13 protein-coding genes are annotated in these 23,590 nt (G+C 61.6%); 10 read left to right on the top strand and 3 right to left on the bottom strand.

Features of this window, described 5'->3' with window-relative positions; genetic code table 11:
- The first annotated feature begins 178 nt into the window (after positions 1 to 178).
- Together tynA and RC54_RS15395 are read left to right on the top strand one after the other, a co-directional pair.
- Complete coding sequence (gene tynA, locus RC54_RS15400; RefSeq protein WP_082803121.1) at positions 179 to 2,452, top strand: primary-amine oxidase; 2,274 nt, start codon at positions 179 to 181, stop codon at positions 2,450 to 2,452.
- A gap of 71 nt (positions 2,453 to 2,523) precedes the next feature.
- The gene (locus tag RC54_RS15395; RefSeq protein ID WP_061789709.1) at positions 2,524 to 3,963 is read left to right on the top strand and encodes an aldehyde dehydrogenase family protein; all 1,440 of its coding nucleotides are present in this window, start codon (positions 2,524 to 2,526) and stop codon (positions 3,961 to 3,963) included.
- A gap of 73 nt (positions 3,964 to 4,036) precedes the next feature.
- On the opposite strand, the gene RC54_RS15390 is transcribed toward RC54_RS15395, so the two are convergent.
- Complete coding sequence (locus RC54_RS15390) at positions 4,037 to 4,492, bottom strand: WD40/YVTN/BNR-like repeat-containing protein (protein WP_244216353.1); 456 nt, start codon at positions 4,490 to 4,492, stop codon at positions 4,037 to 4,039.
- A 558-nt stretch (positions 4,493 to 5,050) separates the two neighbouring features.
- Positions 5,051 to 6,046 carry a helix-turn-helix domain-containing protein gene (locus RC54_RS15385; protein WP_061789710.1) on the bottom strand — a complete coding sequence of 332 codons (996 nt, stop codon included), beginning with the start codon at positions 6,044 to 6,046 and terminating at the stop codon, positions 5,051 to 5,053.
- 752 nt (positions 6,047 to 6,798) lie between these two features.
- Here RC54_RS15385 and RC54_RS25895 point away from each other — a divergent pair.
- The 4 genes from RC54_RS25895 (at position 6,799) to RC54_RS15355 (ending at position 15,279) form a co-directional block, all read left to right on the top strand.
- Positions 6,799 to 10,176, top strand: a complete 3,378-nt coding sequence (locus RC54_RS25895; protein WP_279635686.1) for a calcium-binding protein — start codon at positions 6,799 to 6,801, stop codon at positions 10,174 to 10,176.
- Between the two features lie 117 nt (positions 10,177 to 10,293).
- Complete coding sequence (locus tag RC54_RS15365; RefSeq protein ID WP_061789712.1) at positions 10,294 to 12,474, top strand: type I secretion system permease/ATPase; 2,181 nt, start codon at positions 10,294 to 10,296, stop codon at positions 12,472 to 12,474.
- Positions 12,471 to 13,814 carry an HlyD family type I secretion periplasmic adaptor subunit gene (locus RC54_RS15360; RefSeq protein WP_061789713.1) on the top strand — a complete coding sequence of 448 codons (1,344 nt, stop codon included), beginning with the start codon at positions 12,471 to 12,473 and terminating at the stop codon, positions 13,812 to 13,814. Before RC54_RS15365 ends, RC54_RS15360 begins: the two co-directional genes overlap by 4 nt.
- Positions 13,804 to 15,279, top strand: coding sequence for a TolC family protein (locus RC54_RS15355; protein WP_061789714.1), 1,476 nt, complete (start codon positions 13,804 to 13,806; stop codon positions 15,277 to 15,279). The genes RC54_RS15360 and RC54_RS15355 overlap by 11 nt, the downstream gene beginning before the upstream one ends.
- Positions 15,280 to 15,447: 168 nt before the next feature.
- On the opposite strand, the gene RC54_RS25325 is transcribed toward RC54_RS15355, so the two are convergent.
- Entirely contained in the window at positions 15,448 to 15,777 is a 330-nt protein-coding gene (locus tag RC54_RS25325) for a hypothetical protein (RefSeq protein WP_156425852.1), read from the bottom strand.
- 67 nt (positions 15,778 to 15,844) lie between these two features.
- Between RC54_RS25325 and RC54_RS15350 the strand changes: the two genes are divergently transcribed.
- The 4 genes from RC54_RS15350 (at position 15,845) to RC54_RS15335 (ending at position 23,573) form a co-directional block, all read left to right on the top strand.
- On the top strand, positions 15,845 to 18,457 hold the full coding sequence (locus RC54_RS15350; protein WP_244216352.1) for a calcium-binding protein: 2,613 nt from the start codon (positions 15,845 to 15,847) through the stop codon (positions 18,455 to 18,457).
- Positions 18,458 to 18,584: 127 nt separating this feature from the next.
- Positions 18,585 to 20,777 carry a type I secretion system permease/ATPase gene (locus tag RC54_RS15345; protein ID WP_279635685.1) on the top strand — a complete coding sequence of 731 codons (2,193 nt, stop codon included), beginning with the start codon at positions 18,585 to 18,587 and terminating at the stop codon, positions 20,775 to 20,777.
- Entirely contained in the window at positions 20,774 to 22,117 is a 1,344-nt protein-coding gene (locus tag RC54_RS15340; protein ID WP_061789716.1) for an HlyD family type I secretion periplasmic adaptor subunit, read from the top strand. The genes RC54_RS15345 and RC54_RS15340 overlap by 4 nt, the downstream gene beginning before the upstream one ends.
- Positions 22,107 to 23,573, top strand: coding sequence for a TolC family protein (locus tag RC54_RS15335; protein WP_058895977.1), 1,467 nt, complete (start codon positions 22,107 to 22,109; stop codon positions 23,571 to 23,573). The genes RC54_RS15340 and RC54_RS15335 overlap by 11 nt, the downstream gene beginning before the upstream one ends.
- Positions 23,574 to 23,590 lie beyond the last annotated feature (17 nt).

The raw sequence follows: 23,590 nt of genomic DNA, 5'->3' as shown, positions 1-23,590 counted from the left end.
CGAAGGGGGAGCGGCGTGCGCCATGGCGCACTATCCAGTTTCGGCAAGCGGGCACTTGCGGTGCTTGCGGCAGCCCCATTTTTGCCGCTTCAAATTTGCCAAAACGGGCTACGCCCCTGCTCGGCGGCCACGCAATAATCGGTCGCACAACCATTCTCAATCGCCTCGTTCGCCGATCATGAAACCACTCCTTCGTTCTTGCCTGCTTTCTGCACTGGCCGCTGCCGGCCTGTCCTCCGTCTTGCTGGTGGCCCCCCCAGTTGCCGCCCACGGCGCGGCGGCTCATATGTTGCCGCTGAAGAAGACCATGGAAGATTTCGGTGCCACGGTGCGCTGGGATGACTATGCGGGGTTGTGGACCATCACCCGCAACAGCGTGACCGTGCGCGTCAAGCCGCAGGCCAAGACCGCCCTGGTCAATGGCCAGAGCGTGGCCTTGCCGGTGCCGCTGGTGATGAAGGGCGGTCAGCCTTATGTCTCCGACGAATTCATCAATACCGTATTTGCCCCCAGCCTGGACAAGACCTTCCAGATCGAGGCCGTGCCGCATCCGTTGAACCCCTTGAGTGCCGACGAAATCAATGAGACGGTTGCCGTGCTCAAGGCCAGCGGACATTTCCAGCCCAATTACCGTTTCACCGAAATCACCCTGGCCGAGCCGCCCAAGGAACAGGTCTGGAAATTCGCCCTGGGTGATCGCAAGCAGGTCTTTGAGCGTCGTGCCGACTTCACCGTGCTCGATGGCAGCAAGGTCATCGAAGGGACGGTCGATCTCAAGCGACGCACCGTGGAGCGTTGGGAACCCAAGGCCGGCGTGCATGGCATGGTGCTGGTGGATGATTTCGCCACGGTGCAGAACGCCATGGAAGCCAGCCCGGAATATGCCCAGGCCCTCGCCAAGCGCGTCATCACCGACATCAAGAAGGTGGTGGCCACGCCCTTGACGGTGGGTTACTTCGGCGGCAAGGATGCCTTGCAGGAAGACGGTCGCCTGCTCAAGGTGGTCAGCTACCTGGACGTGGGTGATGGTAACTACTGGGCGCATCCCATCGAGAACCTGGTGGCGGTGGTTGACCTGGTGCAGAAGAAGGTCATCAAGATCGAAGACCATGGCGTCATCCCGGTGCCGATGAAGCCCACCGGCTACGATGGCAGCGGCCGCGCCCTGGTGCCGCCGCCCAAGCCGCTGGACATCAGCGAGCCCGAGGGCAAGAACTACACCATTACCGGCAACACCCTGCGCTGGCGCAACTGGGAGATGCATTTCAAGCTGGATTCGCGCGTGGGACTGATGTTCTCTACCGTGACCTATAACGACCATGGCAAGAAACGCCAGATCATGTACGAAGGTTCGCTGGGCGGCATGATCGTGCCCTATGGCGACCCTGACGTGGGTTGGTACTTCAAGGCTTACCTGGACTCCGGCGAATACGGCATGGGCACCCTGACTTCGCCCATCGAACGCGGCAAGGACGCGCCCGACAACGTCGTGCTGCTCGATGCCACCCTGGCTGACACCAGCGGCAAGCCGCGCACCATCCCGCGCGCCATTGGCGTGTTCGAACGCTATGCCGGCCCCGAATTCAAGCACCAGGAATATGGTCAGCCCAATCTCTCGGTGGAGCGGCGCGAACTGGTGATCCGCTGGATCAGCACGGTGGGCAACTATGACTACATCTTCGACTGGGTCTTTGCCGAAAACGGCACCATCGGCATCAATGCCGGCGCCACCGGCATCGAGGCGGTCAAGGGCGTGAAGTCTTCCACCATGCGCGACGCCAGCGCTGCCGAGGATACCCGCTACGGCACTCTGATCGACCACAACATCGTCGGCACCACGCACCAGCACATCTACAACTTCCGCCTCGACCTGGACATCGATGGCGAAAACAATTCGCTCATCGAAGTCGATCCGGTGGTCTTGCCCAACACCCGTGGCGGCCCGCGCAACAGCACCATGCAGACCGTGCAGCGCACCCCCGACACTGAGCAGCAGGCGGCGCAGAAGTTCGATGCCTCCACCATCCGTCTGTTGAGCAATCCCAACAAGTTCAACAAGGTCGGCAATCCGGTGTCTTACCAGCTCATTCCCTATGCAGGCGGCACGCATCCGATTGCCAAGGGCGCCAATTTCTCGCAGGACGAATGGCTCAACAAGCGCCTGAGCTTCATGGACCGCCAGTTGTGGGTGACCCGCTACGATCCGCAACAGCGCTTCCCCGAAGGCAAGTATCCGAACCGCTCGCATGAAGATACCGGCCTGGGGGCCTTCATCAAGGACAACCAGTCCATCGTCAACCACGACGACGTGGTCTGGCTGACCACCGGCACCACCCACGTGGCGCGCGCCGAAGAGTGGCCCATCATGCCCACCGAATGGGTCCATGTACTGTTGAAGCCCTGGAACTTCTTCGATGAGACCCCGACCCTGGGCTTGAACAAGAAAAAATAAGGCTGTTTCCATCGGCCAAACCTCGACCGCCTGCGACGTTCGCACGGCGGTCTTTTTCACCAGGAGACTCCATGCATATCGAGCACATCGCATCCAACATCATCGGCGGTCAGTTGCACCCAGGCAGCCGCCTGCTGGATTCCCATAACCCTGCCAACGGCCAGGTGATGGGCCGTTTTCCCCAATCCGATGCGAGCGAAGTGGCCGCCGCCGTGGCGGCAGCGCGCCGGGCGCAAGCCGCCTGGGCCGCACAAAGCCTGCAGCAGCGGCGTGAACACCTGCATCGGGTGGCCGATGCCATCGCCGCCAATGCCGAACGCCTGGCTACCCTGGTGACGCTGGAACAGGGCCGTCCGCTGGGGGGCGTGGGACCGGACCAGGTGCCCGGCTCGCGCTTCGAGCTGTGGGGCTGTGAAGCCTGGACGCGCGCCACCGCCAGCCTGGAACTGGCCAGCGAAGTGGTGTTCGAGGATGAGACCCGGCGCGATGAACTGCACCGCAAGCCCTATGGCGTGATTGCCGCCATCGCGCCTTGGAACTGGCCGCTGATGATCTCCATCTGGCAGGTGATCCCGGCCATCTATGCCGGCAATACCGTGGTGCTGAAACCCTCGGAATACACCAGCGTCTGCGGCCTGGAACTGGCCCGCGTGATCGCCCAGGCCTTGCCGCCGGGCGTGCTCAATACCGTCAGCGGCGATGGCAGCGTGGGCGCCATGCTGGTGGAACATAGCGACGTCAACAAGATCATGTTCACCGGCTCCGGGGCCACCGGGGCGCGCATCGTCGCTGCCGCCGCACGCAATCTCACACCGACCACCATGGAACTGGGCGGCAACGATGCGGCCATCGTGCTGGACGATGCCGATCCCAAGGCGATTGCGCCGGGTCTGTTCTGGGGCGCTTTCCTCAACATGGGCCAGACCTGCGCCTGTGCCAAGCGGCTCTATGTGCCCGATGCGCTGCACGACCAGATCGTTGCCGAACTCAAGGCCATCATCGCCGCTACGCCCATGGGCGACGGCCTGCAGCCGGGCATCGCCATGGGGCCGGTGCAGAATTCCATGCAATTGAAGAAGGTGGCCGCGCTGGTGGACAGTGCGCGGCAAGAGGGTGCCACCATCGTCTGTGGCGGCGTCTTGCCGGAAGGGCCGGGCAATTTCTATCCGCTCACGCTGGTGACCGACATCCGCGATGGCGCACGCCTGGTGGACGAGGAACAGTTCGGCCCGGTGTTGCCCATCATCCGCTATAGCACGCTGGACGAAGCCATCGCCAATGCCAACCGGCTCGATGTTGGGCTGGGAGCGTCGGTGTGGAGCCGTGACGCCCAGCGTGCAGCGCAGGTGGCCACACGCTTGCAGGCCGGCACGGTGTGGGTCAACCAGCACGGCATGGTGCATCCCATGGTGCCCTTCGGTGGCAACAAGCGCTCGGGCTGGGGGCTGGAGTTTGGCAATGAAGGCTTGAAGGGCGTGACCCAGCCGCAGGTGATCAGCCTGAAGAAGTAAATCGCACGGACCTGTACGAAAAAAGAGGATATCCGCGGATATCCTCTTTTGCATGGGACTGGTCAAACGCGTGCTATTGGCTGGCTTTCGCCTCCAGCTTGGCCTGCCCCCCTTTGCCATAGGCCAGCGGCCGCTCGGCGCGTCCATCCTGCAATTCCAGCGTGGTCAGCGCATCGCGCGCGCTGGCCTTGATGCGCCAATGGCGTCCCTCATCTTCGCTCACCAGCAGGGCGCCGGAGAGTGAACTGGCCACTACCTCATTGCCTTGGCTGCGCAGCGCCGTGATGGAGCCGCTGGTGGGCGAATCGATCGCTTGCCAGTGCTGCCCACCATCGTCGCTGCGCAGCAGCTTGCCGCCCAATCCACCCACCACGATGACACCGGAGGCCGTGACCACGCCGCTCCACAGCGAGGCCTTGCTGCCGGTAGACAGCGCGCTCCACTGCTGGCCACCATCCGTGGAACGGTACAGCACGCCTTGCTCGGCGGCCACGTAGAGCGCCCCATTCTGGCCCGGGAACAGATGCAACAGGTTCAGGTCGCCCCGCTTCTGGCGTTGTCCTTGATAGGTCTTGTTTTCAGAACAGTGGACGAAAGAGAATTTAGAAGGGGCGACCTTGCAACTGTTAGCCACTTTTAGCAAACCACGGTCCCTGTCCGTGCGTGGGGTGATCAAAAATGAAGCACGATACGTAATTTCCCCCATTCTTTAGGGGTTTTCAGGGGGGGGCTTGTAGGGCGTGAGGACGTTCGCGGCTCGCTGCAAGTCATCTAGGAGAGGAGGGGAGGTGCAGGAAATTTCTCCCGCGGCGAAGAGGAGATCGTTGACCAAAACGATATAAATCGACCAATTGGTCGAATTTATGGGGGCTTAAGCTCGTATTTGATGAAAACGCCGGGCGGTTCCCGCCAAACGGGATGGCCAGCGCAATGAAAGAAGGCGGGGAAACAGCAGGTGAACGTCGCAGCAACCGCACGCTTTTGCCAAAACCGGATAAGCCTGTGCCCTGTAATCGTTCAGGCGAGCAAGCCGCTGGTGCATTTGCAGATGGTAACGGATGATACCAATGCGTCCAGCACCCTGGTGTCAAGGTTCGGCGACCGCCTTGAGCACCGTCTCCGAAGGTAGCACGCCGAACATCTTCTTGTATTCGGAGGCGAAGCGGCTGGGATGATTGAAGCCGCACAGGGCCGCCAGGTTGCCGATGGTGGCCTGGCGGTCGTGGCTCCGATCCTGGTCGGTGCGGCGCTTGATCTCGCGGTGTGCGGCATTCAGGCGCAGGGCCTTGAGGTATTGCAGCGGCGAGATATCCAGCCGCTCTTCGAAACAGTATTGCAGGGTGCGGCGGCTCACGTGGGTGGCACGGCAGACGTCGAGGATGCCGATTTCCTCGCCCGCATGAAGGCGCATGTAATCGATGGCGTTCTGCACGATGCGTTCGCGCCGCTGGCGTGACGGCAGGGTCGATTCCAGTTCATGGCTGCCGTGGTTCAACGACAACGCCAGGGCGACGTTGCTGATGGCGGTAGAGGCCAGCGCGCGTGGGCTGATCGGACGCGCCGCCTTGCCGCTGGGAGCGTCGAGCAGTTCGAAGACCACCGAGAAGTAATGCCGCAACATGCCGGCCGTGGCCGCGTCCAGTTGCAGTACCGACAGGTCCAGCCACTTGCGCACGCTGGCTTCGTCCTGCTCATGCAGTTGCGACAGGAACAGATCGCGCTGCACCGACATGCCCACCAGTTCGATGGGGCCGGTGGTGCGGATGTGATGGGCGCGACTGCCGTCAAGCACCACCAACTGGTCTTGTGTGAGTGGCCGGCCATTGAGCAGGTGGCCGCACTGCTCGGTATTGCACAAACCGATCACCAATTGATCGGGCGGCGGCACGATGCGTTCGTGCAGGGCGGTATTGGTGCTTTCCCGGATGAAACAGAATTCCTCGGTCTGCACCATGGCCAGTGCGCCGACGAAACGGCCACTGCCCAATTGCTGGTACTCCTGCTCCCATCCGGTGAGCATACTGGCTTGTTCATCCACGTCCGAGAACTGCACGGCGTGGACCGAAAAATCGTCGCAAGACATGGCGCGGGCTCCTTATGTTCTGGGTAAATCCATGCAAATTCCGCGCCAGTCGATGGCGACCGGTGCAGCAGGCTGACCCTGAAAAAACACGTGGAAACGACAAGCAGACGCGCATCGACACCGCGGACCAGGTCCACGGAGGCGAGGGGCAGGCAGGTATGGTTTTCCGTCTCCGTTGTCTCGGAGCGCCTTCGTGAGCGTCTCTCGGACTATCGTTTTTTCCGCCAATCTACTGAAATGCACGATAAACCACAAGGGCTATTCGTCACATAGGGATTCGGGAGCATTGCGGTGGGAGGCCTATCTGTGCTAGGCCGTGGCGTCGGGTAGGGCAGTGATCGCCCAGTGGTGATCGTGTTGCGGAAAATCTATTCACCCAGCCAGGACGAAAGTCTTTTCGGGAGCCATTGCTATGCATGATTATTCATATAAATCATTTTCAGGCACTTGCCACAGTGATGCGTGCACAGCCACTCATTGCTGAAGAATAGTTCACATCATCAAGCAAATAGATGTTCTGTAAAGCAATTCCCCGCGTGCGCCAGCCAGCACCTAGGTGCGATTGTCGGCGTCCGCAAGCTTGGGTTGAATGGCATCGGGAAGAAATTTTACGAGTTTTGACACAAATAAATTCGAGGTGAGGCCAATGTTCTTCAGCAGGCGATGCCAGCGCCAGGAGGACGTCACGATGGCCCAAGAACAAGCCCGATCCGTGTCATTGCCAACGACTCACACTGCTCAGGGAAAAGTTCATGACCATCACCATTGCCCCCAATCGAATGACTGCGCTGGCCTCTGCGCCTTCGGCCAGGACCACATCGTCAAGCAGCACACGCAAGGCCGATGCAGCCAGCGTGACCAGCACCACCCGCGTGACCAGCACGTCAGCCGTGGCAGTGGATGGCATCACGTCCACCGATGCCTTTGACGGCGGCAAGTACTCCCTGGCCGAGGGCAGGGCCAGCAGTCTGGCACCTTCGCACCATGCACGTAGCCAGCGACGCGACCAGGCACAGCGCTCGCACCCGCAGCGCACCGAGGCCGGGAGCGGGCCGGCCCCGCAGCCGCCGCTGGTGATGGCCAGTCGCTCCGCCGACCTCGCCGATGCCGCCCAGCTATCCCAGGCGGTCGTGAGCCAGCACACCGCAGCACAAGACTTGCTTGCCGCCACCGTGAGCGAGCAAGCTGCGCGCGTGGATGTCCTTGCACCCATGGATCAGGGCGTGCTGCAGTTACTCTCCAGCGCGCCATCGGCTGCCGCGTCGGCATCCTCGGCGACAGTCACGCCTGGTCCGCAGCCGATATTGCCGGCACTGCCGAGCCTCACGCCTGCGGTTGCTGCCGCGCCGCCGCAGCCTGTGCCCTGTCCACCGTCGACACCCTCAGCGCCTGCGACATCCTGCCCATCCCCCACTCCGTACCAGGCGCCCTGCTGGACCACCGACCTGGTGCCGCTGGCCGAGGCCTTTCCACCTGACGTGCAAATCACCTTGTCGGATTGCGTACCGGTGCCGGTGTCTTCGCTGGTGCCATCCAAGGACGTGCCGGGCTTCGCTTCGGTGCCGGTACCGAAGCCGGCGCCTGCCGTGACGCCCGTTGTCCCACCCAAGCCTGCTCCCACTGCTGCTCCTGTGCCTGCCGTTGCTCCCGCCGTCTCCCCTGCGGTGACGCCGACCAGTTCGCCTGTGAGTGCCCCTCCTGTGGCGGCACCGTCGCTCTACGTCGCGCCGCCCGCTGCAGTCTATGTGCCGGCACCGGAGGAGCCAGCCATCCCGGACAGCCATTTCCGCAGCCTGCGCGACGACGACAACGCTTTTCATCTCAACGGCGGCCGCACGATCAACTTCGCCCCCAACCAGATCAAGGCGCTCAACAGCCAGCCGGGCTGCCTGATCGGCACCGATGGCAATGACCTGCTCGATCCCAACCTCGGCACCTCCAACTACAACGTCAACGTCCAGGCCGGGCCCTTCAGACAATTGGCCGGTGGCGGCGGTGACGATGTGATCAATGGCAGCAAGGGGGACGACATCCTCTGGGGTGGCGACGGCAAGGATCTCCTGTGGGGAAAGGAAGGGGATGACCAGCTTTATGGTGAGAACGGCGACGACCAGTTGGTAGGCGCAGAAGGTAACGATCTCCTCTCGGGTGGCGCCGGCGCCGACCGCATTTTTGCCGGTCTGGGCAATGACCGCATCTGGGGTGGCGATGGCGATGACGACCTGTACGGTAATGACCTGAAAGCCGGCGTGACCAAGGGGCTGGAACCGGGCCAGACCGATGATGACCAGATCGTCGGTGGCGCCGGCAATGACAGTATCTCCGGCGGACTGGGCAACGACCAGCTATGGGGTGGCATCGGCAACGACAGCCTCTATGGCGAGGAGGGCGACGACAAGCTCGATGGCGAGGCGGGTAATGACCGTCTCTACGGCGGCGCCGGTAACGATGTGCTGCAGGGCGGCGATGGCGATGACGTCCTCTATGGCGACTACATGCGCGCCTATGCCGCCGCGACCAACGATATCGGGGGTGACGACCTGATCTATGGCGGGGCCGGCAACGACTCGCTCTATGGCAGCGTGGGCAATGATTTGCTCGACGGTGGCAGCGGCAACGACTACCTGGAAGGCGGCAAGGGCGATGACACCTATCTGGTCGACTGTAGCGGCGACACCGTGGTCGAAAACGCCAATGAAGGCCACGACACGGTTGTTGCTTCTTGCAGTCTTACCCTTGCTACCCACGTCGAAGACCTGCACTTGGCCGAAGGCGGCAACTTCAACGGCAGCGGCAATACCCTTAACAACCTGATCACCGGCAACAGCCAGGACAACCTGCTCGACGGCGGCCAGGGTGCCGACACCTTGATCGGTGGCAAGGGCAACGATACCTATGTGGTCGATGACATCGGCGACAAGGTGGTAGAACAGGCCGGCGAAGGCATCGATAGCGTCCAGTCCAAGATCAGCTATACCCTGGGTGACAACCTGGAAAATCTGAGCCTGATGGATAGCACCAGCGCCCAAGCCCAGACCATCAACGGCAAGGCGGCACTGGTGTACGGGTTCCCGCACAACTATGACCTGGACTATTCGCAGGGTGACGAGGTGCCCGGTTACAAGGGCACCTGTGGCGAGACCAGCGTGGCCAACATCTGCATCATGTCGGGCCTGCAGGAGACCGAGGCCGATGTGGTCAAGCGCGCCATCGCCAATGGCTGGTGTCGTACGCAGGCCGCCACCGATGAGACGCGCGGGGGCTGCAATCAGTACGATCAGATGAACCTGCTCAAGAGCTTCGGTCTGCCCTCCGACTGCAGCTATGGCTACGATCAGGCCAAGCTGGCCGGCTTGCTCAAGGATGGCCGTGGGGTCCTCATCGCCGTCAACGCAGGCAAGCTGTGGGACGATCCAGATTATGTCCAGGGCGGTGTCCTCAACCACGTGGTTACCGTCACCGGAGTGGCGTGCGATGCCAGCGGCGGTGACGTGCTCGGCTTCTATATCGCCGACTCAGGACGCGGCCAGACTGCAGATGCCAACCGCTACCTGTCGGCTGACGACATGCGCAAGGTAGCCGACGCCTACGGCGCCAACATGGTCTACACCCTGGACCCGATCAAGATCCGCAACGAGAACATCGATGCCACCGGCAATGCGCTGGACAATGTCCTCACGGGAAACCGCGGCAACAACATCCTCACCGGCGGCCGCGGTGACGACACCTTGATCGGTGGCGCCGGCAACGATACCTACGTCTTCACCCGCGGCGATGGGCGCGACCAGATCATCGACAACGACACCACCCGCGGCAACCAGGACGTGCTGCAGTTCAAGGACGCCAAGCAGACCAATCTCTGGTTCAGCCAGGCCGGCCAGGATCTGCAGATCGACGTGCTGGGCAGCAGCGACCGCGTGACCGTCAAGGACTGGTACGTGGGCGGCAAGAGTGGCACCGACCATCATGTCGAGCGCATCAAGACCGCTGACGGTGCCACCCTCTACGACAGCGATGTGGAGCAACTGGTGCAGGCCATGGCCAGCTTCGCGCCGCCTGCGGCCTTACAGACCGAGTGGACCAGCGGCCAGACCAGCGCCGGCAAGGTCTTGCTGACCGTGACCCACTAAGGTCACGTAGCAGCGGGCGGACGCTGGCTTGCGGCATCCGCCCCATCGGCCTACGAGCGCCGCCTCTCATACCTCGGGCGCCTCCGACCATCGACGCATCACACCCTACAGAAAACCATGAACCAGACCGACAATGATCCCGATCAGACCGGGACCGACAGTGGCCTGCTATGCCTGATCATGTTGGCCAGGCTGCATGGCATCGCCGCCGATGCCCAGCAATTGCAGCATCGCTTCGGCCGCCAGCCCTTCGACGTACAGACCATCCTGCTGGGCGCACGAACGCTGGGCATGAAGGCCCGTTGCATCCGCCAGCGGCCCGGGCGGCTGGAACACACACCCTTGCCGGCCATCGGCATCGATCATGCCGGGCGCTTTTTCGTGCTGGCCAAGCTCGATGTGGCAACCGGCCAGGACAATGCCCCTGTGCGCATCCTGATCCAGCAGCCGGGGCAGCCGCCGCAGGTGATGTCGCGGGATGAATTTACCGCCTTCTGGTGTGGCCAGGTGATCCTGGTGACCAGCCAGGCCACCTACTCAGGAGAGTCGGCGCGCTTTGACTTCAGCTGGTTCATCCCGGCCGTGGTCAAGTACCGCAAGGTGCTGGGCGAGGTCTTGCTGATCTCGCTGGTGCTGCAGATCATCGGACTGGTGACGCCCTTGTTCTTCCAGGTGGTGATGGACAAGGTATTGGTCAATCACGCCATGATGACCTTGAACGTGATCGCCGTCGGCCTGATTGCGGCGACGCTGTTCGAAGCGCTGCTGGCCGGCATTCGTACCGCCATCTTCGCCAAGGCCAGCAGCAAGATCGACGTCGAACTGGGCGCGCGCCTGTTTTCCCATCTGTTGAGCCTGCCGCTGGCCTACTTCCAGGTGCGCCGTGCGGGCGATTCGATTGCCCGCGTGCGCGAGCTGGAAAACATCCGCAGCTTCCTCACCAGCAATGCCATGACGCTGGTGCTGGATTTGGTGTTTTCCTTCATCTTCCTGGCGGTGATGCTTTGGTACAGCGTTCCCTTGAGCCTGATCGTGCTGGCTTCCATCCCGGTCTATCTGCTGCTGTCGCTGATCTTCACACCCATGCTGCGCTCGCGCCTCAACGACAAGTTCAACAAGAGCGCCGAGAACCAGTCCTTCCTGGTCGAGACCCTGACCGGCATGGATACCGTCAAGGCCATGGCAGTGGAGCCGCACTGGCAGAAGAAGTGGGACCAGCAACTGGCCGGCTATGTGGCGGCGGGCCTGACCACCACCAACATCAGCCTGTTGGCCAGCGGCAGCGTGGGCCTGGTCAGCAAGCTGGTGGGGGTGGGCATCATGTGGATGGGAGCCATGCAGGTGGTGGACAACCAGCTCTCGGTGGGCGAGCTGGTGGCCTTCAACATGCTGGCCGGGCAGGTGGCCGCACCGATCCTGCGGCTGGCGCAATTGTGGAACGATTTCCAGCAGGTCGGCATTTCCATGAGTCGACTGGCCGATGTGCTCGATGCCCGCAGCGAGGTGGCTGGTCAACGCACGCGCTTGCCGCGGGTGAGCGGGGCGATTGCCTTTGAGCGGGTGAATTTCCGCTATCGTCCCGAAGCACCCGAGGTCATTCGCGCACTGTCGCTGCAGATCCAGCCGGGCGAGGTGATCGGCATCGTCGGTCGCTCCGGTTCCGGCAAGAGCACCCTGGCCAAGCTGGTGCAGCGGCTCTACGTGTGCGAGAGCGGGCGCATCAGCGTCGACGGGCAGGATATCGCCATCATCGATACCGCCTCGCTGCGCCAGCAGATCGGTGTGGTGCTGCAGGAAAATACGCTGTTCTCGCGCTCCATTCGCGACAACATCGCCCTGGTCGATCCAGCCGCACCCATCGAAGAAGTCATTGCCGCAGCCAAGCTGGCCGGCGCCCATGATTTCATCTGCGAGCTGCCCGAGGGATACGACACCCTGGTGGGCGAGCAGGGCTGCGGGCTCTCCGGTGGCCAGCGCCAGCGCATCGCCATCGCCCGCGCACTCATCACCAATCCGGGCATTCTGATCTTCGACGAAGCCACCAGCGCCCTGGACTATGAATCCGAAAAAATCATCCAGGACAACATGCGCCAGATCTGCGCCGGTCGCACCGTGCTCATCATCGCCCATCGCTTGACGGCGGTGCGCCAAGCCGACCGCATCCTGGTCATGGAGCGTGGCAACGTGGTCGAAAGTGGTCGCCATGAAGAACTGCTGCGCCTGCGCGGTGGTATCTACGCGCATCTGCACGCGCTGCAGGCGGGCCAGCCGGCAGCCGCTCAAGGGGGGAAATCATGAGCTTGCATCATCGTTCCCAGGCCTGGATGGCCTTGTTGCTACGTTACCGGCGTCGCTTCCTGCAGGCCTGGCGCGATCGCCACCTGCAACCCGAGGGTTTCTTCAACCAGCAGGAAGCCGAGTTCCTGCCGGCTGCGCTGTCGCTGCAGGAAGCGCCTGATTCGCCCAGCCTGCGCTGGACGGCGCGGCTGCTGGTAGCGATGGTGCTGCTGGCGCTGGCCTGGTCGCTGATCGGTCAGATCGACATCGTCGTCAGCGCCAATGGCAAGGTCATTCCCTCGGCGCGCACCAAGACCATCGCCTCGGTGGAAGTGGCCAGCGTGCGGGCCATCCTGGTGCGCGAGGGGCAATTTGTGCAGGCCGGCCAGGTCTTGCTGGAACTCGATGCCAGCAGCAGCGATGCCGAGCGCGACAAGGCCGCCGATGCCGTGGCCCAGGCGCGATTGCAGGCCGCGCGCGCCGCGGCCATGATGCAGGCGGTGCAGCAGTTGCGCGCACCGGAACTGCAAGACGTAGCCGATGTGAGCCTGGCGCAATGGGAATCGGTGCGGCGTCAGTTGCAGGGGCAGTACCAGGACTTTCGCGCCCGACTGGATCGCTTCGATGATGAGATCGTGCGCTACACCAAGGCGCTGCGCCTGGCCAGCCAGCGCGCCACCGACTACCAGGAACTGATGGCCGACCATACCGTGTCGCGTCATGCCTGGCTGGAAAAGGAGCAAGCCAGGGTGGACTTGCAAGGCCAACTGACGGATGCCCGCAACCAGCGCGCTGCCTTGCTGGCGCAGACCCAGAAGGAAGCCCACGACAGCCGCCTCGAAGCCGAGAAGATCATCGAAGCTGCGCAGCAGGACCAGCGCCGTGCCCAAGAGCGCAGCAAGCTGCTGCACCTGAGGGCGCCAGTTTCCGGCACGGTACAGCAGCTCAATGTCCACACCATCGGTGGCGTGGTGCCGGCGGCCCAGCCGCTCATGCAGATCGTGCCGGAGGATGGCGAGATCGAAGTCGAGGCCTGGCTGGACAACAAGGACGTGGGTTTCGTCGAGGTCGGCCAGGAAGTGGAAGTGAAGGTGGATGCCTTCGACTACACCAAGTACGGTACCGTGGCGGGCCGGGTGGTGCAGGTCTCGCGTGACGCCATCCAGGATGAAAAGAAAGGCCTGGTCTATTCCACCCGCATCCTGCTCTCGCGCCACACCCTGGGCGTGGATGGCCGGCTGCTGCCGCTGACGGCCGGGTTGGCGGTCAATGTCGGCATCAGAACCGGTAGCCGGCGTGTGATCGAATATGCCTTGTCGCCCCTGCTGCGCCATCAGAAGGAGGCCCTGCATGAACGTTGATGCCGTCTCCCGCAAGCTGCTGGCCGCCATCGCACTGAGCACGCCGGGATTGCTCGCAGTGCTGGTGGCGACCACGTCAGCCCCGGCCCAGGGCGCCGAGCCGCAACGCTTCGACCCCTTGCTGGCGCGCCCGCCCGAACTGGACAAGGGCAAGCTCTTACCGGGGGACGACCAGATGCTGGTCTGCCAGAGCACGTCCTTCCGGCCGGACAAGGTATTGAACCTGGCCGATGCAGTGGATCTGGCGCTGTGCTACCAGCCGCAGGTCCAGGCCAGTTGGGCCGCCATCAAACTGCAGGCGGCCCAGCTCGGTGAAGCGCGGGCCGCCTATCTGCCCAGCCTCTCGGCCGGCGCCAGTCAATATCGCGACAACAGCAGTTCGACCCAGGGCAGCAGCAAGCGCTCCATCGGTACGCTCTATGCCACGCTGACCTGGCGCCTGCTCGACTTCGGCGGTCGCACAGCCAACCAGCGTGCCGCCGATGTCTTGCTGCAAGCGGCCTTGGCCAGCCAGGATGCAGCCTTGCAGAAGGCCATGGCCAACGCGGTCGGGCTGTACTACGACGCGCACAGCGCGCGCGCCGCGCAGCAGGCGCGCGAGCGCAGTCTGGCACTGGCGCGCCAGGTGCTGGAGACGGCTATCAAGCGTGAGCAGCGCGGCGTCGGCGCCTTGCCGGAGACCTTGCAGGCGCGCACCTTCGTGGCCCGCGCCGAACTGGAACTGGCGCGTGCCATCGGCCAGCACAAGCGCGCGCTGGTGGCGCTGGCCGTTGGCCTGGGTCTGTTGGGCGAGTCCGAGGATGTTCCTGCGCTCACTCTGTCCTCCGAGGTCGAGGAAGATCCGCTGGGGCTGGAGCAGAACCTGCCGGCCTGGCTGCAATCGGCCAGGCAATATCATCCCGCCATCCTGGCCGCGCGAGCCCAGGTGGAAGCGGCCCGCGAAAAAGTGAAGGTGGCCCGCTCCGAAGGCTTGCCCACCCTGGACATGAGCGCCAGCCGTTTCGTCAATGGCCGTCCCAACCAGGGCGGCGGCAATCGGGGCGATCGCGAGACGGTGGTGGGCCTGAATCTGAACATTCCGGTGTTCGAAGGCTTTGCCCGCAACTACAAGGTCGATGGCGCGCACGCCCAGGTCGAACAGCGCGAGGCCGAGCTGCGGGATGTCCAGGCCCAGGTGCTGGGCGACCTGGCCATCACCTATGCCGAGGCCACCACGGCCTTGCGCAGTCTGGCCTCTTCGCGCAGCTTGCTGGAAGTGGCGCAGCGCGCGGTGGACTCGGTGCGGCGCAAATACGATGTGGGCGCAGCCGATATCGTCGAGATGCTCAATGCGCAATCGGCCTTGAACGATGCCGAGCTGGAACGTATCCGTTCGCTCTCGGACTGGCGCTCGGCGCGGCTGCGCTTGCTGGCCAATGCGGGGGAGATGGGGCGTGCCAGTTTGGCTGCTGCTGCGCGCCGTTGACGGGGCGCCGAAGGTCTGAATCCATCAGTCCATCGCCCTGAGACTGAGATGCGCCGCGCATCGTACTGCCGCGACGAATGACATGGCGCGGGAGGGCCCCAGGGCGACTTCTTGGTTTTCTCTTCATATAAAAAACATCTCGATATTTGTCGAGAAATTGATTCAATATCAAAAAGAAAATGCGCCATACTTTTGAATGATTGCAATATTCTTTTGATTGAAATACTTCATTTCAATCTTTTTACAAGAATTCCCCCTCTCGCCTTCCACTGCGCCATGCCGCGCAATCCATTGGCGTAAACCTTCATTTTCTCTGATGCGTCGCACAATCCAGGCATTGCCGGCCTGGGTTCCCCGGGCCATCAAACTGCCCTTTGGTGTTGGTTTCGCATTATTTCCATTCCCCTTAAATTTCCCGACGGTGGCGAGGACGTGTTTCGCGTGAGGCGATATTTTTCGCCCGAAGAATGCGGATCTGTTTTCGAGGGAGATATCCATGAATATCGGAACGTAACCGCGTAACCGAATTGATCCCTTAACAATTCAATCGTGAATGGAGTTCATTGTGCAACCATCCAGCAGCCATTTCTCCAATGGCCGTACCCAAAGCAGCAGAGCCACTTCCCCCAGCCGACCAGTCGTTACCGCGGGAGCTACTGGCCTGGCGCAAAGTTTTTCACGCGAATCCCTGGCACCGGCGGGTGCCTTTACCGAAAGCCGCTCGCCGGTGGTCGACCATACGCAGGTTCTTGCCGGCAAGACCTTGCGCATCTTCAATAGCGCCAACCAGGCAATGACCGCGAGCCAACTGGCCGCGCTCGACAAGAATGGTGACGGCAAGCTCAGCGGCGCCGAGTTGAATGGCTTGAATGCTTGGACCGATGCTAACGAGGACGGGCGCGGTGACATCGGCGAATTGACCACGCTGTCCGCGGCGCTGGCAAGGGCCGGTCTGTCCGGCATCCATTCCAGCGAATTCGCCTATTACGTCGCCGGCAATGCGGTCTATGGCGGTGCCGCTCCGGCCAGCAACTACCGTACCCTGCGGGATACGGACAATGTGTATCGGATCGCCAGCGGCCAGACCATCTCCTTCCAGCCCAATCAGATCAAGATCAACAATGGCAATCGCAGCTATCTGATCGGCACGGACGGTAACGACAGGTTCGATGCCAGCTATTACGCTGCTTTTCATGGCCGCTACTTCGACACCAATTTGCTGGTCAATTTCCTGGCGGGCGGCGGCGATGATCTGATGGGCGGCAGTAGCCGTAGCGATAACCTGTGGGGTGGTACCGGCAATGACACCCTGCTTGGCTACGAGGGCGACGACCGCTTATATGGCGAAGAAGGCAATGACCAGTTGCAAGGCGGCGCCGGGAGGGATTTGCTCGACGGTGGTCAAGGTGATGATCTGCTCATCGGCGGCGATGGCGATGATCAACTCTACGGTGAGAGCGGCAATGATCGCCTCTTCGGTGGGGCCGGCGATGACGTGCTCTACGGCGGCGCTGGAGACGATATCCTGGTCGGCGGTGTGGCTTCCGATCAGAGTGCGCTTGCCGCTGGCGCGGCCGACAACAATTTCTTGTATGGCGGTGCCGGTAACGACGTGCTCATCGGCGGCGTAGGCAACGATTATCTCGACGGTGGCAGTGGCGCCGATACCATGCAGGGCGGAAAAGGTGATGACATCTATGTGGTCAACAGTGCCGGCGATTCCATCCTGGAATTGAGCGGCGAAGGCTATGACCGGGTCAACGCAGCCGGCAGCTACGTTCTCAATGCCAACATCGAAGAACTGCGCCTGCTGGAGGGCGGCAATAGCAACGCTACCGGCAATAGTTTGAACAACCGCTTGATCGGCAATAGCGGTGACAATATTCTCGACGGCGTGACCGGGGCAGACGTGATGCTGGGCGGTCAGGGCAACGATACCTACTACGTGGACAATGCCGGTGACGTGGTCGTCGAGCTTGCCGGAGAAGGTGTGGACGTGGTCAATTCCCGTGTCAGTTGCACCCTCGCTGCCAATGTCGAGAATCTGACCCTGCTGGACTACTCCAAGGCCCAGAAGGGTTCGGTGGACGGTGTTGCCACCCTGGTCTACGGTTATCCCAAGGCCTATGAACTCGACTATCGCCAGGGCGATGCAGTGGCGCGCTACCAGGGTACCTGCGGCTTGACCAGTATCGCCAACCTGATTACCCAGTCGGATCGCTCGCTGACGGAGGCACAGGTAGTTCAGCGCGCCATCGATAACCGCTGGTGCATCACCGACAACTCGGTCGACGATGGTTCGCGCGGTGGTACCACCATCGTCGACCAGCGTGCCTTGCTCAACAGCTATGGCGTGCGTAACGGCGCCTTCGCTGGCTATGACGAGCAGATCTTGAGCAATCTGATCAAGGCCGGCCAGGGTGTGCTGCTGGCCGTCAACGCCGGCAAGCTGTGGAACGACAACCGCTATGTAGGCAGCGGTAGCGTCAATCATATGGTGACCTTGACGGGGGTTGCGTGCGACGCCTCCAGCGGCGCCATCAATGGCTTCTACATTGCCGATTCCGGCCGCGGGCTGGTCAGTGACATGACCCGCTATCTCTCGCTGGCAGACTTCAAGAACATGGCCAACGTCACCAACGCCTACAGCCTCTACACCGTCGATGCGATCAAGCTGCGCGAAGAGAACATCAATGCCACCGGCAATGCCTTGACCAACACCCTGGTGGGCAATCGCGGCAACAACATCATCAACGGCGGCTTGGGCAACGATACCCTGGTGGGACTGGCGGGTAATGATGTGTATCAGTTCGCACGAGGAGATGGCCAGGATCTGGTGGTCGACAATGACGCCACCGCCGGTAACCTCGATGTGCTGCAATTGAGCGGCATCAACCAGACCAACCTGTGGTTCAAGCATGTGGGTGACGACCTGCAGATCAATGTCATGGGGAGTACTGATCAGATCTCGATCAAGGACTGGTATCAGGGAGGCAGCAGCGGCAAGGACAACCGTATCGAGCGTATCAGGACCGCCGAGGGCTTCACGATGTACGACACCGATGTCGAGCGCCTGGTGCAAGCCATGGCGGCCTTTGCGCCGCCAGCGGCAACCCAGACCAGCTGGAGCTCGGGCCAGACCAGCAATGGAAAAGTGCTGATGACTGTCACGCACTGATTCCTTCACCTTAAGCGTTGAAGATGACCGGCTCGCAACCGGGCCGGTCATCACCGAGGGCGGTGGCTCGTCAGCAGAGATGGAGTCGCTTCGTATTGTTGGTCGTATCTTGTCGTAGAAGGAAAGCGTGAAGAGCGAGACTGTGAATGATGCAGCCGAGGATGTGGGCAGCGCTGCTGTTGATACCGGACTGCAGTGTCTGATGATGATGGCCAAGCTGCATGGCATAGCCGCCGATGCGCTGCAATTGCAGCATCAGTTCGGTCGCCAGCCGTTCCATCTGGATACCGTCTTGTTGGCGGCGAAGTCGCTGGGTATGAAGGCCCGCTGCGTGCGCACGGAAATGATGCGACTGGATCGTATTGCGCTGCCAGCCATGGGCATCGACCGCAGCGGTCGATTTTTTCTGATCGGCAAACTGGATCAGACGCAGACCCCCTGGCGAATACTGATTCAACAACCTGGTCAATCGTTACGGGTGATGACCAGCCCGGAGTTCGAGCAGTTCTGGTCAGGTCAGATGGTCTTGCTGACCAGCAAGGCCAGCTTTGCCGCCGAGATGGCGAAGTTCGATTTCACTTGGTTCATCCCTTCCATCGTCAAGTATCGCAAGATGATCGTCGAGGTGCTGCTGCTGTCCCTGGTACTGCAGATCATTGGGCTGGTGACGCCGATGTTTTTCCAGGTGGTGATGGACAAGGTGCTGGTCAACAACGCCATGACCACGCTCAATGTGATTGCCATCGGTCTTCTGGCGGCCACCGTGTTCGAGGCCGTGTTGACGGCAATTCGAACGGCAGTCTTTGCCAGGACCAGCAGCAAGATTGATGTCGAGCTGGGGGCCCGGCTGTTCAAGCATCTCTTGAGCCTGCCCATCAGTTATTTCCAGGCCAGGCGCGCAGGCGACTCCATCGCCCGTATCCGGGAACTGGAGAATATCCGTACTTTCCTCACCAGCAATGCCATGACGCTGGTATTGGATCTGGTCTTTTCCTTCATCTTCATTGCAGTGATGTTTTGGTATAGCGTGCCGCTGAGCCTGATCGTGCTGGCTTCCATCCCCATCTACTTGCTGCTGTCACTGATCTTCACGCCGATTCTGCGCGCGCGTCTGAACGAGAAATTCAACAAGGGAGCGGAAAACCAGGCTTTCCTGGTGGAGACATTGACGGGCATGGATACCGTCAAGGCCATGGCCGTTGAGCCCCGTTGGCAGCAGAAGTGGGACCAGCAACTGGCGGCCTACGTGGCAGCGGGGCTAACGACCACCAACATCGGACTGGTGGCCAGCGGCAGCGTCGGTTTGATCAGTAAGTTGGTGACGGTTGGCATCATGTGGCTCGGCGCCAAGCTGGTGGTGGAAAACCAGCTATCGGTGGGCGAGCTGGTGGCCTTTAATATGCTGGCCGGCCAGGTTTCTTCACCTATCCTGCGTCTGGCGCAGCTCTGGAATGATTTTCAGCAGGTCGGCATTTCCATGAGCCGCCTGGGGGATGTGCTGGATGCGCGCTCCGAGGTGGCTGGCCAGAAGACACGCATACCCAAGCTGGCCGGCGCGATCAGCTTTCATCAGGTTTGCTTCCGTTATCGCCCCGATGCGCAAGACGTCATTCGCGATGTTTCCTTGCAGGTGAAACCGGGCGAGGTGATCGGCATCGTTGGTCGCTCCGGTTCAGGAAAAAGCACGCTGACCAAGCTGGTGCAGCGGCTCTATGTGTGTGACAGAGGCAGAGTGAGCGTCGATGGGCAGGATATTGCCGTCATCGACACGGCTTCGCTGCGCCAACAGATCGGCGTCGTACTACAGGAAAATGTGCTTTTTTCGCGCTCCATTCGTGACAATATCGCGCTGGCCGATCCTTCACTGCCCATCGAAACCATCATCGCGGCCGCCCGCCTGGCCGGCGCCCATGATTTCATCTGTGAATTGCCCGAGGGGTATGACACGCTGGTGGGAGAGCATGGGAGCGGATTGTCGGGCGGGCAGCGACAGCGTATCGCGATCGCCCGCGCCCTGATCGGTAATCCGGGCATCCTCATCTTCGATGAGGCCACCAGTGCCCTGGACTATGAGTCGGAACGGGTCATCCAGGACAACATGCGCAAGATCTGCGCCGGGCGCACGGTCCTGATCATTGCGCATCGACTCTCTGCCGTGCGGGATGCGCATCGCATCATCGTGATGGAGCGTGGCCAGATTGCCGAAAGTGGACGGCATGAGGAATTGCTCAAGATACCCAATGGTATCTACGCGCATCTGTTCCAGCTCCAAGGCGATCCTCAGTCACAGGGCGTGGTGCCAGCGGCGGAGGCGCCATGAGCTTACGCCACCGCCTGCAAGCAAGCCATGCGCTTTGGCGACGCTATTACTCGGTGTTCCGGCATTTCTGGACTATCCGCCGCAGTCTGAAAAACGATTTCTTCAATCAGGATGAGGCTCAATTCCTGCCAGCCGCGTTGGCCCTGCAGGAAGCGCCGGACTCCAAGTCCTTGCGCTGGACTGGCCGCGCGCTCATGCTCATCGTGGTCTTTGCCCTGCTCTGGTCGATCTTTGGCCGGATGGACATCATCGTCAACGCCACCGGCAAGGTCATCCCGTCTGCGCGGACCAAGACCATTGCCTCGGTGGATGTGTCGAGCGTGAAAGCACTGCATGTGCGCGAAGGTCAGGCTGTACGTGCGGGGGATGTGCTGATCGAACTTGATTCCAGCAGCAGTGACGCCGAACACGACAAGGCCTCCGATACGGTAGCCCAGGCCCGCTTGCAAGCTGCGCGTGCCAGCGCGCTGATACTCGCGGTGCAGAACCGGCGCGCGCCAAACCTGCCTGCGATCGATGGCGTAGAACGGTATCAATGGGAGGCGGTCAGTCACCAACTGGATGGCCAGTATCAGGATTTCATGGCGCGCTTGCGGCGCATGGATGAGGAGATTGCACGCTATGGCGCGGCGCTGCCATTGGCCAGCCAGAGGGCTCTGGACTATCAGGCATTGGTGGCCGATCAGACCGTGTCGCGTCATGCATGGCTGGAACGAGAACAGGCCAGGATAGACCTCAAAGGCCAACTGGCCGAAGCGATTAGCCAACGTGCTTCACTGATCGCACAGACCCTCAAGGAGGCCCATGATGCCCGTATCGAAGCCACTCGCGTGATCGAATCAGCACAGCAGGATCAGCGGCGGGCAAGGGAGCACAGTCGCTTGCTCAAGTTGATCGCCCCAGTCAGCGGAACGGTGCAGCAGCTCAATGTGCATACGGTCGGTGGCGTCGTTGCTGCCGCACAGCCCTTGATGCAGATCGTGCCGGAAGACACGGAGGTGGAGGTGGAAGCTTTCCTGGAAAACCGTGATGTCGGTTTCTTGCAGGTCGGCCAGGAGGCACGCGTCAAGATCGATGCGTTTGATTACACCAAGTACGGCACGCTTGCGGCCAGGGTGCGTCACGTCTCACGAGATGCCATCCCGGATGAGAAGCGTGGTCTGCTCTACTCGACCAAGATCGTGCTGGACAAGAATACCTTGGTGGTGGATGGCAAGAGTTTGCCGGTATTGGCAGGCATGAGCGTGAGTGTCGAGATCAAGACCGGGACGCGGCGCGTGATCGAATATGTGCTCTCGCCACTGATGCGGCATCAACGGGAGGCGCTCAATGAGCGTTGAACGCATTGGAATGGCGGGCTGGGTGGCCCTGGTCTTCTGCCTGGCGGTCAAGCCAGCCTTGGCCGAATCGGCGCTGCATCTTGCCACGCCATGGGAAGACCCCTTGTTATCGCGACCGCCCGAGCTGGATCATGGCAAGATCCTGCCGGGCGATAGATCCACCTACGCGTGCAGTCCGTCCCAGCCAGCCGCAGGGATGGTGTTGCCCTTGGCTCAGGCGGTTGATTGGGCGCTGTGCCACAATGCCCAGGTCCAAATGGCTTGGGCCAATATCAAGATTCAGGCCGCCCAGGTGGGCGAGGCGCGAGCCGCCTATCTGCCGACGTTGAGTGCAGGCGTCAATCAATCCTCGACGCACGCCGAGTACGCCGACAACGCATTCCAGGTCAATCGCCGTCAGTCCAATCGTTCGCACTATTACACGCTGACCTGGCGCTTGCTCGACGCGGGCGCCAGAAGTGCCAAGCGCAGGGCTGCCGACGCCTTGCTGGATGCGGCCTCCGCCAGCCATGACGCAGCCATTCAGCGTCTTTTGACCAGCGTGATCAGTCTCTATTTTGAAGCGCAAACGGCCTCGGCCAACCTGGTGGCGCGTCAGCGCGGGGAATCCTTGGCGCGCGAGACGCTGGCCGTGGCACGGCGGCGCGAAGCGCGCGGGCTTGGCGCGAAAACAGACACATTGCAGGCACAGACGTCTTTGGCCAAGGCCGAATTGGAGCGTGCCCGGGCCATGGGCCAATACAAGAAAGCGCTGACTGCACTGATGGTGGTCATCGGTTTGCAAGCGCAGGATGTGCCAGGTATGGCGCTGGCCGCTGATATGGAAGATGAACAATCCACGCTTGAACAGGATCTTGCCGACTGGTTGGAAGCAGCCCGCCAGCAGCATCCCGCCATCCTCGCCGCACGCTCGCGGCTGGAAGCAGCGCGTAACAAGCTCGAAGCGACCCGCGCCGATGGCCTGCCTACGGTGGATCTGAGCGCGAGCCGCTATTTCAATGGCCGTCCCAATCAGGCCGGCACGCTCACGCAAGGCCGGGAGACCGTGGTCGGGGTCAGTCTCAATATTCCCCTGTTCGACGGTTTCTCCCACACCTACAAAGTACGCGGGGCGCAGGGACAGATCGAACTCAAAGAGGCGGAACTCAGAGAGACCCAGTCGCAAATCCTGGGCGATATTGCCGTTGCTCATGCCGAGGCAACGGCGGCACTGGCCAGCCTGGTGTCATCGCAAGCATTGCTGGATGCTGCACGACATGCCTTGGAGAACGTGCAACGCAGATACGACAGGGGAATCGCCGATATCGTGGAAATGCTCAATGTCCAGGCGGCGCTGGCAGATGCTGAACAGGAGCGCGTGCGCTCGTTGGCAGACTGGCGCTCTGCGCGTCTGCGTCTGCTGGCCAGTGCCGGTACGCTGGGTCGATCGGCGATTGCGCCGTTACGCCAACCCTGATGGTATTGCCGCATCCT

Origin of the sequence: Herbaspirillum rubrisubalbicans (genome assembly GCF_003719195.1) — a bacterium.
GTDB classification, from domain to species: Bacteria; Pseudomonadota; Gammaproteobacteria; order Burkholderiales; family Burkholderiaceae_D; genus Herbaspirillum; species Herbaspirillum rubrisubalbicans.
The sequence above is the reverse complement of the archived record's forward strand: the minus strand, read 5'-3'. Positions and strand labels throughout refer to the sequence as shown.

What these genes read in the sequence shown, in the direction of transcription:
- RC54_RS25325 (WP_156425852.1), bottom strand. Translation starts at nt 15,777, where the DNA reads ATGGATATCTCCCTCGAAAACAGATCCGCATTCTTCGGGCGAAAAATA.
- RC54_RS15355 (WP_061789714.1), top strand. Translation starts at nt 13,804, where the DNA reads ATGAACGTTGATGCCGTCTCCCGCAAGCTGCTGGCCGCCATCGCACTG.
- RC54_RS15385 (WP_061789710.1), bottom strand. Translation starts at nt 6,046, where the DNA reads ATGTCTTGCGACGATTTTTCGGTCCACGCCGTGCAGTTCTCGGACGTG.
- RC54_RS15365 (WP_061789712.1), top strand. Translation starts at nt 10,294, where the DNA reads ATGAACCAGACCGACAATGATCCCGATCAGACCGGGACCGACAGTGGC.
- RC54_RS25895 (WP_279635686.1), top strand. Translation starts at nt 6,799, where the DNA reads ATGACCATCACCATTGCCCCCAATCGAATGACTGCGCTGGCCTCTGCG.
- RC54_RS15340 (WP_061789716.1), top strand. Translation starts at nt 20,774, where the DNA reads ATGAGCTTACGCCACCGCCTGCAAGCAAGCCATGCGCTTTGGCGACGC.
- RC54_RS15335 (WP_058895977.1), top strand. Translation starts at nt 22,107, where the DNA reads ATGAGCGTTGAACGCATTGGAATGGCGGGCTGGGTGGCCCTGGTCTTC.
- RC54_RS15360 (WP_061789713.1), top strand. Translation starts at nt 12,471, where the DNA reads ATGAGCTTGCATCATCGTTCCCAGGCCTGGATGGCCTTGTTGCTACGT.
- RC54_RS15395 (WP_061789709.1), top strand. Translation starts at nt 2,524, where the DNA reads ATGCATATCGAGCACATCGCATCCAACATCATCGGCGGTCAGTTGCAC.
- tynA (WP_082803121.1), top strand. Translation starts at nt 179, where the DNA reads ATGAAACCACTCCTTCGTTCTTGCCTGCTTTCTGCACTGGCCGCTGCC.